This window comes from Gammaproteobacteria bacterium CG11_big_fil_rev_8_21_14_0_20_46_22, assembly GCA_002796245.1.
GTDB lineage: Bacteria > Pseudomonadota > Gammaproteobacteria > UBA12402 > UBA12402 > 1-14-0-20-46-22.
Map to the genome: position 1 here is coordinate 20,530 of PCWT01000048.1, position 20,543 is coordinate 41,072.

At 46.4% G+C, this 20,543-nt stretch carries 18 protein-coding genes; 3 read left to right on the top strand and 15 right to left on the bottom strand.

Annotated features, from left to right (window positions below; all coding sequences use genetic code 11):
- Positions 1 to 52: 52 nt before the first annotated feature.
- From COV52_05455 to tkt, 15 genes are all read right to left on the bottom strand, one after another.
- Positions 53 to 436 carry a Co2+/Mg2+ efflux protein ApaG gene (locus COV52_05455; GenBank protein ID PIR10951.1) on the bottom strand — a complete coding sequence of 128 codons (384 nt, stop codon included), beginning with the start codon at positions 434 to 436 and terminating at the stop codon, positions 53 to 55.
- Positions 426 to 1,217, bottom strand: a complete 792-nt coding sequence (locus COV52_05460) for a 16S rRNA (adenine(1518)-N(6)/adenine(1519)-N(6))-dimethyltransferase (protein ID PIR10952.1) — start codon at positions 1,215 to 1,217, stop codon at positions 426 to 428. Before COV52_05460 ends, COV52_05455 begins: the two co-directional genes overlap by 11 nt.
- Entirely contained in the window at positions 1,217 to 1,948 is a 732-nt protein-coding gene (kdsB, locus tag COV52_05465; protein ID PIR10953.1) for a 3-deoxy-manno-octulosonate cytidylyltransferase, read from the bottom strand. Before kdsB ends, COV52_05460 begins: the two co-directional genes overlap by 1 nt.
- Positions 1,949 to 1,987: 39 nt before the next feature.
- Positions 1,988 to 2,647, bottom strand: coding sequence for a hypothetical protein (locus COV52_05470; protein PIR10954.1), 660 nt, complete (start codon positions 2,645 to 2,647; stop codon positions 1,988 to 1,990).
- Between the two features lie 171 nt (positions 2,648 to 2,818).
- Positions 2,819 to 4,465 (bottom strand): chaperonin GroEL, encoded by a 1,647-nt coding sequence (groL, locus tag COV52_05475; protein PIR10955.1) that lies wholly within the window; start codon positions 4,463 to 4,465, stop codon positions 2,819 to 2,821.
- Between the two features lie 14 nt (positions 4,466 to 4,479).
- Positions 4,480 to 4,764: a co-chaperone GroES gene (locus COV52_05480; GenBank protein ID PIR10956.1), complete on the bottom strand. Its 285-nt coding sequence runs from the start codon at positions 4,762 to 4,764 to the stop codon at positions 4,480 to 4,482.
- Positions 4,765 to 4,853: 89 nt separating this feature from the next.
- Complete coding sequence (locus tag COV52_05485; protein PIR10957.1) at positions 4,854 to 6,362, bottom strand: hypothetical protein; 1,509 nt, start codon at positions 6,360 to 6,362, stop codon at positions 4,854 to 4,856.
- Positions 6,362 to 7,078: a hypothetical protein gene (locus COV52_05490; protein PIR10958.1), complete on the bottom strand. Its 717-nt coding sequence runs from the start codon at positions 7,076 to 7,078 to the stop codon at positions 6,362 to 6,364. The genes COV52_05485 and COV52_05490 overlap by 1 nt, the downstream gene beginning before the upstream one ends.
- A gap of 22 nt (positions 7,079 to 7,100) precedes the next feature.
- Positions 7,101 to 8,462 carry a hypothetical protein gene (locus COV52_05495; GenBank protein ID PIR10959.1) on the bottom strand — a complete coding sequence of 454 codons (1,362 nt, stop codon included), beginning with the start codon at positions 8,460 to 8,462 and terminating at the stop codon, positions 7,101 to 7,103.
- Between the two features lie 2 nt (positions 8,463 to 8,464).
- A complete protein-coding gene (locus tag COV52_05500) occupies positions 8,465 to 9,592 on the bottom strand; it encodes a hypothetical protein (GenBank protein PIR10960.1) in 1,128 nt (375 codons plus the stop codon).
- A 188-nt stretch (positions 9,593 to 9,780) separates the two neighbouring features.
- On the bottom strand, positions 9,781 to 11,127 hold the full coding sequence (locus COV52_05505) for a hypothetical protein (GenBank protein ID PIR10961.1): 1,347 nt from the start codon (positions 11,125 to 11,127) through the stop codon (positions 9,781 to 9,783).
- 120 nt (positions 11,128 to 11,247) lie between these two features.
- The gene (pyk, locus tag COV52_05510) at positions 11,248 to 12,669 is read right to left on the bottom strand and encodes a pyruvate kinase (protein ID PIR10962.1); all 1,422 of its coding nucleotides are present in this window, start codon (positions 12,667 to 12,669) and stop codon (positions 11,248 to 11,250) included.
- 25 nt (positions 12,670 to 12,694) lie between these two features.
- Complete coding sequence (pgk, locus tag COV52_05515) at positions 12,695 to 13,864, bottom strand: phosphoglycerate kinase (GenBank protein PIR10963.1); 1,170 nt, start codon at positions 13,862 to 13,864, stop codon at positions 12,695 to 12,697.
- Between the two features lie 78 nt (positions 13,865 to 13,942).
- A complete protein-coding gene (gap, locus tag COV52_05520; protein PIR10964.1) occupies positions 13,943 to 14,950 on the bottom strand; it encodes a type I glyceraldehyde-3-phosphate dehydrogenase in 1,008 nt (335 codons plus the stop codon).
- A gap of 14 nt (positions 14,951 to 14,964) precedes the next feature.
- Positions 14,965 to 16,956, bottom strand: coding sequence for a transketolase (gene tkt / locus COV52_05525; GenBank protein PIR10965.1), 1,992 nt, complete (start codon positions 16,954 to 16,956; stop codon positions 14,965 to 14,967).
- Positions 16,957 to 17,133: 177 nt separating this feature from the next.
- Between tkt and COV52_05530 the strand changes: the two genes are divergently transcribed.
- Genes COV52_05530 through COV52_05540 form a run of 3 tightly spaced genes read left to right on the top strand, consistent with a single transcriptional unit; the run spans position 17,134 to position 20,491 of the window.
- Entirely contained in the window at positions 17,134 to 18,285 is a 1,152-nt protein-coding gene (locus tag COV52_05530; GenBank protein ID PIR10966.1) for a methionine adenosyltransferase, read from the top strand.
- Positions 18,282 to 19,007 carry a 16S rRNA (uracil(1498)-N(3))-methyltransferase gene (locus COV52_05535; GenBank protein PIR10967.1) on the top strand — a complete coding sequence of 242 codons (726 nt, stop codon included), beginning with the start codon at positions 18,282 to 18,284 and terminating at the stop codon, positions 19,005 to 19,007. Before COV52_05530 ends, COV52_05535 begins: the two co-directional genes overlap by 4 nt.
- Complete coding sequence (locus tag COV52_05540) at positions 19,007 to 20,491, top strand: hypothetical protein (protein ID PIR10968.1); 1,485 nt, start codon at positions 19,007 to 19,009, stop codon at positions 20,489 to 20,491. The genes COV52_05535 and COV52_05540 overlap by 1 nt, the downstream gene beginning before the upstream one ends.
- The last annotated feature ends 52 nt before the right edge of the window (positions 20,492 to 20,543 follow it).

Consider the following 20,543-nt stretch of genomic DNA (forward strand, 5'->3'; position numbering starts at 1 on the left):
GCACCCTTTTTCTGGGCTTACAATCTAGGGCGTGTCCCTAAAGTTGTTTTATTTAATGCAACTTATCCGGATCGAACAAGGCAAACATCGGAATATCAATTTCCAGCTCGCTGCCATCAGCCGCTTGCATTTCATAGGTGCCCTGCATGGTGCCAATAGGTGTGTCAATCATGGCTGAACTTTGGTAACGGTATTGTTCGCCCGGTTGGATGGTCGGCTGCTCGCCGACCACGCCCACGCCTTTAACTTCGTACACGTCGCCCTCAGCATTGGTGATCCACCAACGCCGGCCTAATAATTTCACTGCCACATCACCGCAATTGACGATCGCAATGTCATATTCAAAAACATACTGATCTTGTTCAGGGTCAGACGCCTCAGGCACGTAATGTTTTTCAACCAATACATCGATTCGATAAGGGGTTTTATTTTTCATGCGCTTTAATACCGTTACTAAGCTGAACAAATTCATCCACCGAGACTCTTTCAGGTCTTAAGGTGGGGTCGATGCCGGCATTTTCAATAAGCTTAATATCACAAAAATGTTTTAAGTTATTGCGCAGTGTTTTTCGCCGCATGGAAAAAGCTTGCTTAACCAGCGCTTCAAAGTGTTTTTCATCGCGCGCATTGCGCTCGCTTTTACCACGGGGCACACCGCGCAAAATCGCCGAGTCCACTTTGGGCTCAGGCTTAAAGGCACTTGGCGGCACATCCAGCATATAGGTGACTTTAAAATAATACTGCAACACCACACTCAAACGGCCGTAATTATTTTCACCGTCTTTGGCACAAATGCGTGCCGCCACTTCTTTTTGCAGCATCACATGCACATCCTGCAGGCGATCAATCATTCTGGCCAAGGTAAATAAAATGGGCGTGGAAATATTGTACGGAAGATTACCCACCACGCGCAGTGGCTCATCGGGCTTGAAGGCTGCAAAATTAAACGCCAAAACATCGCCTTGGTGAATCGTAAGTTTTTCAATGGGTTTAATGTGCTCTATCAAATACGCAATCGCATCGCGGTCAAGCTCAATGGCATCTAAATGATTCAAGTGTGGCAATAAAACTTGTGTCATCGCACCCAGACCTGGACCGATTTCCAACATCACGTCATCGGCTTTGGGTGAAATGATTGCGACAATATCGTCCAGTACTTGTCGATCTTTTAAAAAGTTTTGACCAAAACGTTTTTTGGCGCGCGGTTCAAATGACATTAGCGACCCAAAATAATTTTCTGCGCAAGCTCGAGTTCCTCAGGTGTATTGATTTCCAAGGTACCATGTGGAATGGGGCAGACTTTAATTTTATACCCATGCTCTAACACACGAAGCTGCTCTAGTGACTCTGCGGTTTCTAGCGGTGTTTGTTTTAAAGTCGTGTACGTTTTTAAAAAGTCGGCACGAAAGGCATAGACACCCATGTGATTCAACACCGGTGCATAATCAATCTCTTGGCGAAAGTAGGGAATGGGCGAGCGTGAAAAATACAAAGCATAGCCTTGCTGATCATAAATCACTTTCACGCGGTGCGGTGTAAAGTAGGCTTTTTCCATGTCCAATGGATAAGCCACCGTGGCCATATCCGGCATTTCACCCTCTAAATACGGCTGCAATAAACGTGTGAGCATATCAGGCTCGATAAAGGGCTCATCACCTTGAAGATTAATGACCACATCCATGTCAGGATACATCGTCGCCACAGCAGCCACGCGATCGGAACCCGTGGGTAAGCTTGGGTCTGTCATCACAGCCTTCCCGCCAAAGCTTTCAACCGTTTTTATGACTTCTTCGCTATCGGTCGCCACCACCAATTCATTGATGTGCGGACAATCTTTTGCCCCTTCATAGGTGTGCTGAATAATCGGCTTTGTACCGAGCATTTGTAGCGGCTTGCGTTTCAATCGTGTTGACGCAATACGTGCTGGAATCACACATAATACTTTCATTTCAACTCCTAGCCCAATCTGGCTTTCGTTTATTTACGTTTAAAAATGATACGCAATATTCAAAAAAATGCGCTGAATGCGCGGCATCGTACTTTTCCAAACTTCAGCATTGGGATCACTCCCTGTTTTTTCTGTTTGGTACCAAGTATAACTATAGCCAAGGCTACTCGACCAATGCGTATTGAAATGATACTTCAAGCCTAGACCAAGCTCGCCGCCCCAACGATTGAAATCATGTCCTGCCTCAACACTCGTTGTATTGTTATATGTACTGTGTCTGAAGAAGCCACGCTCTAAACCTAAAATAGCAAATGGTGTGAAGTGATCATTGATACGCCAGCCCGGTAATATTTCTAGGCCTGCATTCCAATAAAACTTTTTCGTCGAATTGTGCGTTGTACCATAATGTGTATGCTTTGCATTATCGTAGGTCACATTGATCTGTGCGGCGAGGTCAAGCGCACGATAAAGATAATCATAGCCAAGCAAGAGCCCCGGTGTAATGCCTCGATCATTGTCGGTGCCTTTCATTACCGTATACGGTGAGGATTTCAAGGTCACGCGATTATGAAACCCCGTCATTTGATACGCGCCTTCAAGACCGACATAAAAGCCACCATGATTATTGACTATCGTTGATCCCGCATAAACGGTACTCATACCCAACACGATTAAAGTTGCAGATAGCGCTTTTAGCATGGGTTTCACCTCAAATGTTTGTGATTTGAGTATACCGGGTTTACTTGAAATTTAAACCTCATGTTTAGGTAACATCCCTAAAGTCGTTGCTGACACAGCCATTCAAGTTGTTTATAAAAAAAGCCCCTATTAGGGGCTTTTTTTATATCAGCGAAAAGCGCTGGGTGATGATTACATCATGCCGCCCATGCCGCCCATTCCACCCATGCCGCCCATACCGCCGCCAGCAGGTTCTTCTTCTCTTGGCATGTCAGTGATCATGCACTCAGTAGTCAGCATCAAACCCGCGATCGACGCCGCTTTTTCAAGTGCTGTACGTGTCACTTTCGTTGGATCTAAAATACCCATTTCGATCATGTCACCGAACTCGCCTGTCGCTGCGTTGTAGCCGTAGTTACCTTTGGCTTCCAAAACTTTGTTCACAACCACAGCCGGCTCGTCGCCCGCATTTTTAGTGATTTGACGCAAAGGTGCTTGAAGCGCACGACGTGCGATCGCAATACCCATGTCTTGATCGGCATTGTCACCTTTGACTTTTTCAATGGCTTGCATCACGCGAATCAGTGCAACACCGCCACCGGCAACCACGCCCTCTTCAACTGCAGCGCGTGTCGCATGCAAGGCATCATCCACACGCATTTTCTTTTCTTTCATTTCAGCTTCAGTTGACGCACCCACTTTGATCACTGCAACACCGCCGGCTAATTTTGCCAAACGTTCTTGCAATTTTTCTTTGTCGTAGTCAGAGCTTGTGTCTTCGATGTGTTTGCGAATGCTTTCAACACGCGCTTTAATCGCTTTGCCGTCACCTTCACCATCGATCACTGTAGTTTCATCTTTTGTGACCACAATACGTTTGGCGGTACCCAAGTCTTCAAGTGTCGACTTTTCAAGGCTTAAACCGATTTCTTCAGAAATCACTTTACCGCCTGTCAAAATCGCGATGTCTTCCATCATGGCTTTACGACGATCACCAAAACCTGGTGCTTTCACCGCACACACTTTTACCGTGCCGCGCATATTATTCACAACCAAGGTTGCCAAGGCTTCGCCTTCGACATCTTCAGCAATGATCAATAAAGGATGACCTGATTTAGCCACGCCTTCTAACACGGGCAACATTTCACGGATATTAGAGATTTTCTTATCAACCAATAGAATGTAGGGCTTTTCAAGCTCGACAGACATGGTTTCTTGGTTGTTAACAAAGTACGGCGATAAATAACCGCGATCAAATTGCATACCTTCGACCACTGATAATTCGTTATCAAAACCCGAACCCTCTTCAACCGTGATAACACCTTCTTTGCCGACTTTTTCCATCGCTTTTGCAATGATTTCACCAACAGAAGCATCAGCGTTCGCTGAAATCGTACCCACTTGGGCAATCGATTTATTATCAGTGCAAGGTTTAGACAAGCTTTTTAAATGCCCAACCGCCGCTTGAACAGCTTTTTCGATACCGCGTTTGATATCCATTGGGCTCATACCCGCCACAACGGCTTTTTCACCTTCAAGCACAAATTCACGCGCCAAAACCGTGGCCGTTGTTGTGCCATCGCCAGCTTCGTCTGCTGTTTGAGACGCCACTTCTTTGACAAACTGTGCGCCCATGTTTTGAAGCTTGTGTTCAAGCTCTATTTCTTTAGCCACAGTCACGCCATCTTTGGTCATCAACGGTGCGCCGAAAGATTTATCAATCATGACATTACGGCCTTTTGGACCCATAGTCACCGCAACCGCATCAGCCAAGACATTCATACCAATGATCAAATGACGGCGCGCTTCTAATCCATGTTCTACTAATTTAGCACTCATAGTTTTCTCCCCAATTATTCTTCAATACCCATGATGTCTTCTTCACGCATGACAACGAATTCTTTGCCATCGATTTTGACATCCGTACCGGCATATTTACCAAACCAAACCATATCGCCCGCTTTAACTTCAACAGCCACCAAATTGCCATTGTTGTCATGCTTGCCTTTACCGGCTGCGACCACCTTGCCGCGGCTTGGTTTTTCTTTTGCATTATCAGGAATCACGATGCCACCGGCCGTCACTTCTTCTTCAAAACGTTCGATCAAAACACGATCGTGTAATGGTCTGAAATTCATAGGTTTTTCCTCCAATTGTACAGTGAGTATTAGCACTCAGTGTCTGAGAGTGCCAATCATAGGTGATATGGGGTTGAGGTCAAGAAATTTCAAGGCCTGCGGCGATAAACCAAAAAATCTTTTGTTTGGTCGGACAAATAATAACCAGCCGCGAATTCACGGTACCTTGGAAAACGGCGCAGTATGTCATTGTAGTGTCGTTTCCTAAAGAAAATGATCAGTTTAGGGCGCGTACTTTCCAGGGAATCAAAAAACAAATTTTCGGCTTGCCTCACCCAGTAGTGCTGTCTAAGCGTCAACTTACCTTTAGCTTCAAGCTTTGGTATCGCCGGCATAAATAGCAGCGAGGGTGTTTTGATCGCTGAGTAAAGCCCAGGGTAATTGTTCCAAAGCACTTCATTTAAACCAATGTTCTCATCCGCCATCAACACAGCACCCTGCTCAACGTGCATTTTTTTGGGTATTTTCAATAAGCGTACATATACGCTTTTATTGCTGTTGGCTAAGAAAACACCGGTGTAGTTTACTTTTAGGATGACTGAAAGCACGACAGCTATCATAAAAAACAGACTAATAATCAGCATAACCGTTGATTTAAGCTCGCGCCCAAACGCAAAACCTTTCGCTTTTAAGTCGGCATAGTAATGTCCACAGGTTAAAAATAACATTGCCGTCATGAGAACAATAAAAGGATAAATATGGTAATACCAGGCTTTGTGCTGAATAAAATATGCGCCCCATAAATAGCCTGCAGCTGCAATTAAGCAAACACGAGCAAACGGACCTTTTAGGTGGCGCAAAGCCACACAGGCGAAAAGGAACGCGGCTATCCAAGCGAGACAGGCATTGTAGGAAAGCAACAAAGTCCAACTCGCTTGCCAGAAAGGCAAATAGAGCGTTGTCACCAGCGGCAACATTTTCGTGTAGTACTCTGGTGTAAAATAAGCGATCAAAACCAGGTAAAGGCAGCCCAACACAAAAAAGCTAACCAGCTCGACGCTCAAAAGCACCCGCAATCTTCTGGCGCGAACAGCCGCATAAAATTCAACCAACAATAAAGGCAGCAAAAAGTAAGGCTTAAGAAAAAAACCTAAGGCAGCAAAGCCAATCACAAGTCCTCGCATCAAGGGGCTTACACTTTTCCCCGTTAACGCGACCGAGCGCATACAAAAATACGGCACAGAAAAAACGATCGCGAAACATTCTCGCTCACCAAAAATCGTGCCGCTGAGCAAAAAATACCCCACACACAAACCCAAGATAATCGCCTGATATTCTTGAATCGACTTGAGCGATTGCTTAATAAAGCGCGCCGAAAGCCACAAAGAGGCAAGGCCGACCAAGTAGTAAAAAAGCAAAAGACTCGCGTGCAAAGAGAGCTGAAAAAGTTTGCTCAGACCTATAATAAGAAAACCCAGCCAAAGGATTAAAGGTGGGTTCGTTTCAGCAAAGTCGTAATAGTAACGCCCGCCATGAAGCATACTCTGCCCACAATGCAAAAGCCAAGAAGCGTCCCAGTTCATTAAGCTGTAGGTTTGTATGAAAGTGCTCGCTATGACAATCAAGACGATCCAGGGCAAAATCCGCAATAGACTCATCACCTAGGCCCAAACTTAAACATCACTAGCTTTAAAAAATGCGTAAAAAACTTAAGTATTTCACGAAAAGATAATTTACTTTTACCGTGCAAGCGATTACCAAATTCAATGGGCACCTCCACGATCTTTGGTTTTTTAAGCTTAACCATTAGCTCAAGACCAATTTTGTAACCAATCGGGCTTAGGGTATTTTTCACAGCGGCATAGTCACTCTGACGCAAAGCAAAGAAACCCGACAAAGGATCATTAATGCGCACAAGACAACGGCCCAACTGTTTGGCAACCCAAGCATTAATATGCCTTAGTCCGCTCCACTGTTCGTCGATTTTGGCTGAATGCACATAGCGGGAACCCAAAACCATATCCGCCCTTTCAAGTACCTCAACCAGTGCCGGAATTTTCTCTGGCGGGTGAGAAAGATCAGCGTCCATGCACAACAGGATATCACCCAAGGCTTGATTAAAACCTTCAATCACAGAAAGGCTTAAGCTTCGATTCGCTTTTCGTACCTTAAGCTTTAACCAGGGATATTGTGCTTGTAATGATGCAACAATAACTTGTGTGTCATCCCCCGAGTCATCGTCAACCAAGATCACTTCAAAGACTGAAAACTCAGGAGCAATACTTGCCAAACGCTCACACAACGGCGAAATATTCTCTGCCTCTTGATAGCAAGGAATAATGACGGAGAGTCGCTGTTGCTTTAAATTTTTCATGGATACACACTAGCCTAAAAATTTAGGATGATCCAGCGCTTATTAACATAAGAAACAAATACCACCAAGGATGATTTTTAGACCGTGTGGCAATCATGTCCGCGTTTAAACGCACGATGATCCAATCAAAAATATAAACCGCTCGAATAAACCCCGGGTAGTCCTCCAAGCTTAAGCCGCCAGCGTTTAAAAAATGATTTAAATCATCTTGATAAATCAAGCTGCGCTCGTAACGAAAGCGTGTCGAGAATGCTTCAAGTTTTCCAGGCGCAATCAAAAACCCTTTCCTGTCAACGAGCCGAACCAAAGACGACCATGCCTGGGCTAAGTGTGTTTGAACAAAGGGCTGGGCCTTAGGAAATAATTGCTGGGTGTAGACAAGGTATAATGGCTGAAGTTTCGATAAGGGCGCTTTTTTAAGCAGCCCTTCACACTCATCAACCAATGATTGATGCACGAGATAATGCTTGGATGATGCTTTAAAGTGCTCAATGGCTTGGAGCAGCTCATCTGCCTCATTTGCACGCCCATCGTTTACATTGCTTAAAATCAACCATGCTCTAGCTAAATACTGCCAAGCCTTTTCAGCCTCAAGAACGTGCTCTTTCGCCCAATAGCTTATATGAAATTCTGCGGGCATTGCAGGGTGCTTAATCGACAGGCCCTGTGTCGCAGACAGCAAAGACAAGGTGGTCATCGCCTGAGTCATTACAGGCTTTTGAGTTTTTCTGCTCTGCTCAATATCCCCTTTTGCTAAAGTTTTGAGTAATAAAATAGCATCCTCACGTTTAAAGTCTTTAACGCCTGCTTTAAGATATTTTTTGGCTTGAGCTTTGAGCTCAGAATCACGCATTAAGCGAAGTATTTGTGCGGGTTTTCTATCTAAGAAAGCTAACGCTTGAGTTGCGTTAATTAGTGCTCTTGAAAGCGCTGGCGATACGTTTTTTTTCGCACATTGTTCTTCAAGGTCATAACGCAAATTAACCAAGGCGATGGTGTGGGGCGTATACTGCTCATCGTGCAATAAAGCGACCTCGTCATCTCCCGTGAGCCTACCATCGTAAAAATCTTCAAAAATTCGTCCAACGCCTTTCATGCCGAAATCGCAAAGCTCGGCGGCACGCAGAGCACCCATGCTCGCGGCACCATAGACAGGAATGCCTTGGCCCATCACCCACAAAATTTCTTTGTGCCACACACTGGCTTGCTCATAAAAATAGCCGTCGATAATCGCGATCGCTTTCGGTTTTAATCGAGCCGCTGATAACAAATCACCACAACGCACCGGTGGAAAACACAACGCACAATCTAGTATGGCTTCAACGTCTTGGTGTGCAATACTGGGCCCTGAAAAAACAATAATGTTATCGCTCAGCAAACTCATTTTTAACGCTGGCTCCCAAAAACAAAACCCGGTATTAAGACACTGACAACCCAAATGCCCAAAGCATCAAGCTGCCGATTCATAAAGATCAACTCGTCAAAACCAGCTTTAGACAGCAACGTCGTTAGCTCAGAAAAGCCGGCCTCATCTTGAGAGAAACCCTGTGTTTCTTCGATAGACTGAAAGGACAAGGTGCCAAGCTGTGAAACCGCTTGACCACCCTGAACTGCTTGAAAGCCTTTTTGATAATAGTGAGGGAAAATATCATCGCGGCTACCACTGGTGATCGCAACCTTTGCTTGAATCGCTTCTGTCAGGGATCGCATAAGCGCGTGATTTCGAGTAAAACTTGCACCACTACCCGAAAAACAATCCTGTCGCCCTAAGCCTTCAGAACTTATCGTACAATAAAAGCTTGGCACCCCGGCTATGCAGTGAATATCCCAAACACGAACCTGAAAGCCTTTAGAAGCACATCGGTTTATCCAATGACATAAAGCGGGATCATCAATGGTGCTAATATCAAGCTCATATTGTCTTTGTAATTTAGGTAGGCGAGCATTCCACGCCGTAAGCGCATGGCGCTCAATGGCTTCAAACATGGCATGGCAGGCGGCAAAGTACCGTGTTTCACCACCACCCATTCCATTACTGCTGATGTGAAAATAACTAAAATCAGACCGCTCAACACTAGAGTCTATATCAAACACATTTTGGGGCACAAAAAGAGCTTGTGTGTTTTTTCGATGAAGGCGCTCAGCCAAAACCCAAGCGAGAGGTTGATCATGAATATTACAGAGAAAAGCACTCTGGCAAAATAAAGCTGGATCGACCAAGGCATGTTCATCTTTTAGCGCATTGTAAGCCCCATGAAGCAAGGCTTTGGGAGGGTTCTCTAAGCAATCGCTCTCAACAGCCTCCATCAATGCGGACAATTTCGCTTGTTCAGCTGTTTGCCCTTTTCCCAAAGCTACCGATAAATGCTTCGCTTGTGGGCGTATGGCTGAAAAAACGGGCAGACCGATAGGGTCTAGGCGGGTCAAGTCAGCCAGCCTTGTTACACCAAACGTTTGCCTTTGCTCAAGCAACTTTGTTAAACAAGGCTGGCTCAAAATAGTGATTAGCTCAATTGATCCACTAAATCATTACTGGTAAAGACAGGACCAATAACGGGCGTACTAAAATGCACGACATCCTCTGCTAGATCTTGTGTTAATGCGCAATTAAACGATTGTGTTTTCATGGGATAAACTCCTTTAGTATAGAACCGTATTATTTTTATGCGCGTATTCTAGCAAAAACCCGATGAAAATCGCAATCATTCCTCTAACTTTTTAGCTGAAACACGAATAGCGCCTCGCAACAAAGGGGAAGCCTCACAAAATGGCATACCCTCAAAACCAGCAAGCACCGATTTTAAATTAGCATCGCTATCAGGCAAATGTGACGTTGATAAGATACTACCGTCGCTCGACGCTTCAAAGTGAAAACCCTTAAATGCCGTATTCGCGATTTTTTGAATCATATCAGTCGTTTTAATACCCAGCGAATCATCCATAAACTCAGCCTGTGTTTTACGCAAAATATACATCAAGTTTTCCATGTCATTGAGCTTGCTGGTCGTTTTTTTTGAACGCGGGTAAAACTCAAGCAGTGTTGGATAGGCCAAGCTGTAATAAATTGGATTATCCGGCGCGTCAGAAAATACATTAAGATAATCTTGGTAAGCAAACGTTGGCGCATAACGCAAGCCATAGACATCAACAAAAATTTTACTGAGCATATCAACCGGGCCTGGCTCGTTTTGTGTTGCGATACGAAAGCCCGTGGCACTGCCCAAGGCCAGCTGATAGATATGGCTAATCGTATCCAACAAGTACGGGTTCTGCTTCAAGTTTTTTTGATTGATGATGCACGAATAAGCATAATCAAAGACCACCTGATTTCGTAATCCTGACGTTTTATTTAAAACCACGCTGGCTAAGTACTCACGAAACAAGCGCCATTTAAATTCTTTTTTCTCTTTTAACCAATCTTCGCTAAAAAACAACACATCAACAGTCCAAGCGGGCGAGAGTGTTTGCTTAGTCATGATTTCATGAAAAATGCGATATTGATCCGCCAGATCAATGGGCGGGTCACCTTTAAGTGCAAACGTACGCTGTAATTTTCTAAAGTAGGTTTTATCAGAAAATTTTGACAGAAGAAAAAAACTTCTAGCGCCGGCAGAGATGGTCCATACCTTACCTAAGTGCGCAGAGCTTTTAACATCTAAGGCGGTCCATAAAGCAAAAATGGACCCTGCTTTCATGTATTGAAAAGGGGTTGCTTGGCCGCCTTCTAACTCAATAAACAGCTCCAAGGAGTGATCAAGCACGACACCCATTGGCATCGCGTGCGTATACGATAAGGCTTTAGCGTAGTGTGGATCCAGACTGGGATCATTCAATGACACAACCCCACCTCTAGTGCGAGGCAAATTAAGCTGGCCTTTATCCAGAATAGCCTCGCCCCAACGGTATCTTGCTTTGTAGAGTTTATAATCGTCAGAAGGCGATAACTCATCAATGGCATTTGCAAGTTCAGGGTTCGCTTGCTTAACAAGCGTTCGCGCTTCTTTCCATGTTAAGACATCAACCGCGAGTGTATTATTTGAATCCGTCATAGGATAATGCCGCTTCCTTTTCACACGACATTCTGACAGTTTTTTAAAGCCCTGCCAATCTCAGTTGAAGGTTTCAAGAAGGCCGTAAAACCTTCCCTGGCGGCTCTTGGCGTAGAGAAACTACTCAACCTTATGGATCACAAGGCTATTGGTGCCACCATCAACACCCAGTGTTGCGCCACGCGTTACAATGACACGATCACCAACCTGAAGTCGCCCCATGTTTTTTAAATGTGCGATAGCTTCATTCAATGGATTGCGATGCTCATCCAAAGACAGGTCGAAGAAAATCGGGAAAACATCGCGATACAGCGCCATTTTGCGCTGAGACCCAATATTGCGAGTCAGGGCAAAAATCGGTGTACCCGTGCGGATACGAGACATCCAGCGCGGCGTTGAACCGGACTCGGTGAGCGCAACAATGGCTGCGACATCCAAATGGTTAGCAACATAGGTTGCTGCCATCGCGATAGCTTCATCCACTCGCTCAAAGTGGCATTCAACACGATGACCGGAGACTTTTGTTTCGGGTTGACGCTCAACCGCATCACAAATACGGGTCATAGCAGCAACCACTTTAACCGGATGTTTGCCTACAGCGCTCTCTGCTGAAAGCATAATGGCATCTGTATTATCTAAAACCGCATTGGCCACATCCGAAACCTCAGCACGCGTAGGTACCGTGCTTTCAATCATAGACTCCATCATTTGCGTGGCTGTGATGGCAAGCCTGTCAAACTTACGCGCGCGACGAATAATTTTCTTTTGCACCGCGGGCACTTCCGCATCACCGATTTCAACGGCCAAGTCCCCGCGCGCGACCATGACGGCATCAGAAGCCTTAATAATCTCGTCGAGATTTTCAACCGCTTCGGTACGCTCAATTTTTGCAACGATGTGCGCATCACCGTTGGCTTTTCGAATTAACTCGCGCGCTTCTTCAATATCACTGGCATCACGCGGAAATGACACGGCGATATAATCTGCACCCAGCCCTATCGCCGTAACGAGGTCTGCTTTATCTTTATCCGTGAGTGCTTTTGCTGATAGGCCGCCGCCTTGTCGGTTAATGCCTTTATTGTTGGAAAGCTTGCCGCCCACCTCGACACAACACGCTATACGTGTTCCCTCAACGCGCTCAACATTCAGGGTTAGGCGACCATCATCCAGCAATAAAACATCACCCGGGCTGACATCATTGGCCAAAGTTTTATAGTCCACACTCACGCAGCTGTCATCGCCGGCATTTTCATCTAAGGCGGCGTCAAGTACAAAGCGTTGACCTGCAGTCAACTCAACCGAACCGTTTTTAAAACGAGAAACACGAATCTTAGGCCCTTGTAAGTCGGCCATGATCGCCACTTCACGACCAAGTCTGTCAGAAGCTTGCCGTACCAAAGAAAAACGCTTGGCGTGCTCTTCTCTACTGCCGTGGGAAAAATTCACACGAAAGACGTCCGCACCGGCGTTCATCACACCGAGCAGACTGTCTAGGGAGTCAAGAGATGGGCCGAGCGTAACAATGATTTTTGTGCGCTTCATGATCGGCCTCCTGGCACCAGAAAACTTAAGCTTTTGCGTTCAGTGCTTCTATGGCAGGGAGTGTTCCCGCTTCAATAAATGCAAGAAATGCCCCACCGCCCGTTGAAATATAATCAATCTTATCGGCAATATCATATTTCTCAATGGCCACCAAGGTATCGCCGCCGCCGGCCACGCTGTAAGCTTTTGACCCAGCAATGGCTTTCGCTAAACACTCCGTGCCGAATGAAAACTGATCGATTTCAAACGCGCCCACAGGGCCATTCCATAAAATAGTGCCGGCTTCTTTCATCAAACCCGCATACGTTTTAGCGGTATCAGAACCGACATCAAAAATCTTTTCACCTTCACCAATTTGACCGATGCTTTCTTCAAAGGCTTCTGCATCGTTTCGCATTTTCTCAGCAACCACCACATCAGTCGGCAAGGGCAGCTTGGCATTTCTTGCCATCATCTTTTCTTTCACCGTTTCTGCAGCGTCGAGAAGCTCTTCTTCATACAGAGAATCGCCGATATCATAGCCTTCCGCGGCTAAAAACGTATTCGCGATACCGCCACCGACAATCAAAGTATCGACCTTGTCAGCCAAGGACTCAAGAAGCTTCAATTTTGTTGAAACCTTTGAACCACCCACAACAGCAATTAGCGGGCGCTTAGGTTCATGCAGCACTTTTTTTAGGGCTTCAATTTCTTTCGTGAGCAAAGGCCCTGCGCAAGCCACGGAAGCAAATTTTGCCACACCCACTGTTGAGGCCTCAACACGGTGCGCCGTGGCAAAGGCGTCCATCACAAACACATCACACAAATTTGCGAGCTTTTGTGAAAGCTCGGCATCGTTGGCGCGTTCACCATAATTAAAACGGACATTTTCAAACAACACAACTTCGCCTTCGCCAAGATCAAAAGGTTTATCGAGATAATCTTGAATTAAGCGGACCTCTTGCCCTAGAAGCTCGCCTAGACGAACAGCAACGGGTGCCAAAGAAAACTCATCAGGCGTGGCGCCTTCTGCAGGACGACCCAAGTGAGACATAACCATGACACGAGCATTAGCCTTGATAGCTGTTTTGATCGCGGGTAATGCTGCCTTAATGCGTGCATCACTAACAATTTGCCCATCTTTCATGGGTACGTTTAAGTCTTCGCGCAATAAAACGCGTTTATGTTTGATATCGACATCGGCTAACGTCAGCACGAACTTCTCCCTTATGTGTCGCAATGTTAAGGCATTCTGCCGGGTTTCTTTGGGCGATGCAACACGTCGGAAAAGGTTTTATCGCATGCCCATCATGGCCAAACTGGTATCCAACATACGGTTAGCAAATCCCCACTCATTGTCATACCAGGCACACACTTTCACAAGGTTGCCCTTAACGCGGGTTAAGTCGCCGTCCACAATAGACGAAGCCGGGTTGTGCTTAAAATCGATCGAAACCAAAGGTTCTTCATTAAATTGCAACACGCCTGCCATCGCCCCTTGCGAAGCGGCCTTTAGCGCCTCATTAATCTCTTCAACACAGGTTTCTCGAGAAGCTTCAAAGGTTAAATCAACAACAGAAACATTCGCGGTTGGCACGCGCATCGCAAAGCCATCGAGCTTACCAGCAAGCTCTGGCAACACTAAGCCAACGGCTTTAGCTGCCCCAGTTTTTGTTGGGATAATTGACTGCGTGGCACTTCTGGCGCGACGCATATCTTTATGTTTGGCATCAACCAAACGCTGGTCTGCTGTGTACGCATGCACCGTATTCATCAAGCCCTTCTCAATACCGACAGTGTCTTGCATGACTTTAGCCACCGGTGCCAAACAATTCGTGGTGCAAGATGCATTCGAAACAATAATATCGCCAGGCTTTAGCGTGTGATGATTAACGCCATACACAATCGTAGCATCCACATCCTGGCCTGGCGCAGAAATTAACACTTTTTTAGCGCCGGCTTGAATATGCTTCATCGCACCTTCTCGATCGCAAAAGGCGCCTGTGCATTCATAAACCACGTCGATACCGAGGTCTTTCCAGGGTAATTTTAAAGGATCACGCTCTGCCGTGATAACCACCTCATGACCGTTGACATACAATTCGCCGTCGATCGTTTCAACTTTGCCAGGAAAAATGCCGTGTACTGAATCGTATTTTGTGCTTAAAGCAATGGATTCTAGGCCACTGACATCATTGATAATCACCGAATCGATATCGCCCATACGGCCACTTTCAAAAATAGCCCGCAAAGCCATGGTTCCAATTCGACCATAACCATTAATCGCAATACGAATAGACATTATTTTCTCTTTCCTTATAAAGTATTAATTTTTTCGACAATATTCTCGACAGTAAAACCAAATGTTTCAAATAATTGCTCGGCTGGCGCAGAAAAACCAAAGCTTTCCATACCTATCACGCAGCCATTCAAACCCACGAAACGGTACCAAGTCTCTGGGCTTGCCGCCTCAACCGCAACACGCTTAGTGATAGACGCAGGCAGTACCGCTTCTTGATAAGCAGGGTCTTGCGCTAGAAAAACTTCAACACAAGGCATCGAGACCACGCGCGCTGAAAGACCTTGGGCTTCGAGCGTTTTTGCAGCCTCAATAATCAGAGCCGCTTCCGAGCCTGTGGCCATCAACAAAACATCGGGGGTTTTACCCGCGCCCCAAACCACATAGCCACCGCGTTTAATGCTCTGTGCAACCGCGCGATCTCGTGGCAACTGAGGCAGGGCTTGGCGAGATAAAATTAAAGCGCTAGGCCCTTGCTGATACGCCAAAGCAGATTGCCAGGCCACCACCGTTTCCAGCATGTCGCAGGGACGCCAAACTTGCATCCCAGGTGTCGCGCGCAAGGTGCCTAATTCCATCACCGGCTGGTGGGTTGGGCCATCTTCACCCAAACCAATGGAGTCGTGCGTGAAGACGTAGATCACACGTTGTTTCATCAACGCTGACATGCGCGTGGCGTTCGCACAGTAGCTTTGAAATACCAAAAAAGTACCGCCATACGGCACAAACCATTTCGTCAGCGCCAAGCCATTCATGATCGCAGCCATAGCAAACTCACGCACACCATAGTGTATATAATTACCGTGAAGGTTTTCTAAGCTAAAGGGTTGGCAGCCTTTCCAGTTCGTATTGTTGGACCCGCTTAAATCTGCTGAGCCGCCTAGTAGCTCTGGCATTATCGGGCCCAACACATCAAGCACATCGCCCGACGCTTTACGCGTAGCCACTGTGATATCACTTGAAGCAATATCATCAAATAATTTTGCCAAGGCATCATCAACGGTTTGGGACAACTCACCACTCAAACGACGGGTGAGCTCCTGATGTTGTTCTGGGTATTGCTGTGCATATTTTTCACGAAGGCCTTGCCATTGCGATTCACAAGCCTGGCCTGCTGCTTTAGCATTCCAAGCCTCATAAATCGTTTCTGGAATCACAAACGGCTCGTACTGCCAACCTAATGCCTGGCGCGTTAACATTGTTTCTTCTTCGCTTAACGGAGAGCCGTGTGCTTTTGCGGTACCTGCTGCATTAGGTGCGCCATAGCCGATCGTGGTTTTACAGCATAAAAGACTGGGTTTTTGGGTTTCAGCTCGGGCCGCTTCGATAGCTGCACGAACAGACTCTGCATCATGGCCGTCAACGGCTTCAACCACGTGCCACCCATAACTTCGAAAACGCTCAGCCGTGTTATCACTAAACCATGGGGCCACCTTACCATCAATGGAAATACCGTTATCATCCCAAAAAACAATCAGCTTACCCAGGCCCCAGGTGCCGGCCAAAGAACAGGCTTCGTGTGAGATGCCCTCCATTAAACAACCATCACCCGCAAACACATAGGTGTGAAAATCGACCAACGCTAAACCGTCACGGTTCATGCGAGCGGCCATGATTTTTTCCGCCAAGGCCATACCCACTGCGTTGGCAAGCCCCTGGCCCAGGGGGCCTGTTGTCGTTTCAACACCGGGGGTATCCGCATATTCAGGGTGACCCGGCGTTTTAGAGTGCAATTGGCGAAAAGCCTTTAGATCGTCAATGGAAAGATCATAGCCTGTTAAGTGCAACAAGGCGTAGTGCAACATAGAACCGTGGCCGTTGGAAAGAATAAAGCGATCACGATTCGGCCAATCGGGGTTGGCAGGGTTATGCTTTAAATAGTCTCGCCACAATACCTCAGCAATATCAGCCATGCCCATCGGCATACCTGGGTGACCGGAGTTGGCCCGCCTAACCGCATCATTAGCCAAACAACGAATCGCATTGGCAAGCTCACGACGAGAAATCATGGGTAAAATCCACAGTGTTTTTGATGCAGCGACTATAACAAACTCTAGGCTTTATGAACAAGGCTTTGTTTGGACCCCAACCTTTGTGAGTGAACCCACTGAACCCACTGAATCCAGTATTGCGCTAACAGAGCCGTTTAGCTAGAATTGTGCCCCCATTGCACTGAGAATCGCGTCATGCCAAACAAGTTTTTATTCACATCAGAATCGGTTTCAGAAGGACATCCAGACAAAATCGCGGATCAAATTTCTGACGCCGTATTAGACGCTATCCTGTCGCAAGACCCTGCCGCACGTGTGGCTTGCGAAACGGTCGTAAAAACCGGCATGGCCTTAATCGGCGGCGAGATCACAACAAACGCCTGGGTAGACTTGGAAGCTCTCGCACGAAAAGTCATCCGAGATATTGGCTACACCAGTTCTGATGTCGGTTTTGATGCCGACTCCTGTGCTGTATTGAACGCCATTGGCAAACAATCTCACGATATTGCCATGGGCGTGGATCGTGATGATGATACACTGGGCGCGGGCGACCAAGGCCTAATGTTTGGTTATGCCAGCAACGAAACCGATGTGTTCATGCCAGCTCCGATCACCTATGCTCACCGCTTGATGGCTCGTCAAGCACAATGCCGAAAAGAAGGCTTGCTGCCCTGGCTTCGCCCCGATGCAAAAGCTCAGCTGACATTTAAATACGAAAACCACAAGCCGGTATCGATTGATACCGTGGTGCTATCGACTCAGCATGACGAAACCATTTCACAGAAAGATTTAATCGAGGCTGTACAAGAGCTCATCATTAAGCCGGTGTTGCCCAATGAGTGGCTCAATGAAAAAACGAAATATTTCATCAACCCGACGGGTCGATTTGTCATCGGTGGTCCTTTAGGTGATTGTGGCTTAACGGGACGCAAAATCATTGTCGACACGTATGGCGGTATGGCGCGCCACGGTGGCGGTGCCTTTTCAGGCAAAGACGCCTCGAAAGTTGACCGCTCAGCGGCTTACATGGCGCGATACATTGCTAAACAGATTGTCGCTGCAAAGCTCGCAGAGCGCTGCGAAATCCAGCTGGCTTACGCGATTGGCATAGCAGAGCCGGTATCGATTCATGTGGAAACCTTTGGCACGTCGAAGGTGGATTACGACAAATTGATTCGCGCCATCAGAGACACCTTCAAGCTCACACCCAGGGGCATTATTGAAACACTCGACTTGTTAAAGCCACGCTTTCAGACCACGGCAAGTTATGGCCACTTTGGCCGCACAGAAGCCTCGTTCACCTGGGAGTACTGCGATAAAGTCGATGCACTAAAAGCAGCGCTATGAGACAAACCAGATTATACGCACACGATCTGACACCAGAAAATCAACGTCTTGTATTACAAGATAAATCACACCACTACTTAAGCCGAGTATTAAGACTCACAGCCAACACTGAAGTTTGCTTATTTAACGGTAAAGGCTTTGAAGTACTTGCCAAAATTAGTGACATCAAAAAAAACGAAACACTCTGTGAGATTCTGGAATGCATTGATCGCAGCAATGAATCCCCTCTAAACATTCACTTGTTCCAAGCATTGGTTCGCAATGAAAAAATGGACTGGATTATCCAAAAGGCCACAGAGCTTGGCGTTAAAAGCATCACACCCATTGTGAGTGAATTTTGCCAAGTTAAGTTGCCAAAAGACCGACAAGAAAAACGAATCGCGCACTGGCAAGAGGTAATCATCAGCGCCTGCGAACAAAGCGAGCGCAGCCAGCTACCCACACTGAATGGGCCCGTGAGTTTTTCTGAGCTGCCCTTTAAAAACATTAAAACGGCGGTGATGCTCCATCCCCGCCAAAACAACCGCTTTGAACTAGAAAAAGAAACCCAGAATGATATTGCGATTTTCATCGGGCCAGAGGGCGGCTTTAGCGAAACCGAAATACACATGGCGGAAACGTTCGGTGTTCAATTTTGGTGCTTGGGTCCTCGTATTCTTCGCACAGAAACAGCAGGCCTTGCGGCTATCAGCGTCCTTCAATCACAGCTTGGTGATTTTTAATGGATGATACTTTGCAGGGCTTGCTAAGTAAAAACGATCTTGAGGGTGCGCTGAACCATCTAAACAAAGCCCTCAAATCACATCCTCATAACGCACAAATACTCAACCAAAAAAGCCTTATAGAAACGCGACTAGGTCTTGATGAAGCGGCCCAAAAAAGTCTAGAACAAGCGATCAAAGCCGACCCCAATTATGCCGCAAGCTATAACCACTTAGGGCTTTGCTTTTTTCGACAGGGTCAATTTACACAAGCAGAAAATCAGTTTGAGCAGGCCCTTAAAAAACAAAGCGACTACACCGATGCTTTGTATAATTTATCCCTATGTTACCGCAAACAACAAAAATTGGATGCTTGCGCAGGCGCACTGACCGCCATATTAGAGGTTAATCCTGAGCACTTACCCGCTCACTTTTTATTTGCAAAACTGCTGCTAGAAAAGAAAGCGTGGGCGCTTGCCACCCAACGGCTTGCGATGATTTCTGATATCACACGCCATGACGAGAGCGTGCTAAGCGACATCATTGCGCTCTTATTATCCTACGATCGATTTTTGGAAGCTGAACGTTTTTGTGAAATTGCTCTTGAACGCATGCCTGAAAATACACACCTTCATTATAACTTAGGTGTAATTGCCTCAAAAAAGGGGCAGCCATCCAAAGCTATCCAGCATTATCTAGCCGCCATACACCATAAACCTGATTACTTTGAGGCCTTAAATAATTTAGGCGTGCTTTACATTGAAACACAACAAGTTGAAACGGCTAAATTCTATTTGGATAAAGCCCTGAGCCTTCGCCCTGATAATAAGGCGCTACAACACACACTGGCCGCCTTAGGTGGTGACAACACCGCAAGCGAGGCTTCGGCTGAATACATCAGCCAACTGTTTGACCATTACGCAGAGCACTTTGAAGAACACCTTGTGCACTCACTGGATTACTCGGCACCCAAAGTATTATCCGAGCTACTTTACAGCCACATAGAATCCAGACCCTCTGACTGGCTCATCGCCGACTTAGGCTGTGGCACCGGTTTAATGGGTGAAACCCTAAACGGCTGTGCGCGTTATCTGCATGGTGTCGACCTGTCTGAAAAAATGCTCCAGCAAGCCGAAAAAAAAGGCTGTTACGATGAACTCTCTCATTCACACTACGTCGACTTTTTGCATAAATACCCCGAGCACTTTGATTTAATTGTGGCTGCTGATGTCTTTGTGTACCAAGGCGACCTCACCCCCGCTTTTCGCGCCAGCATTAAAACCCTAAAACCCGGAGGATATTTTCTTTTTTCACTTGAAGAGTGCCAAGGTGAGTCTTTTTATTTGAGTAAAAGCGGCCGCTTTCATCATTCAAAGACCTACATTGAGCAGCTTACTAACCAGTTTGGTTTCGAGCTTGTCGCCAACAAACTGGCTCAAACACGAAAACAACATGAGCAGACAGTGGTTGGCCACTTGTTTCTTTTACAAAAACCCATCGCTTGACTTTTGACCCTGCCTCACCAAAAATGAGTCACTGTCGATTTAAAGGTGGGAA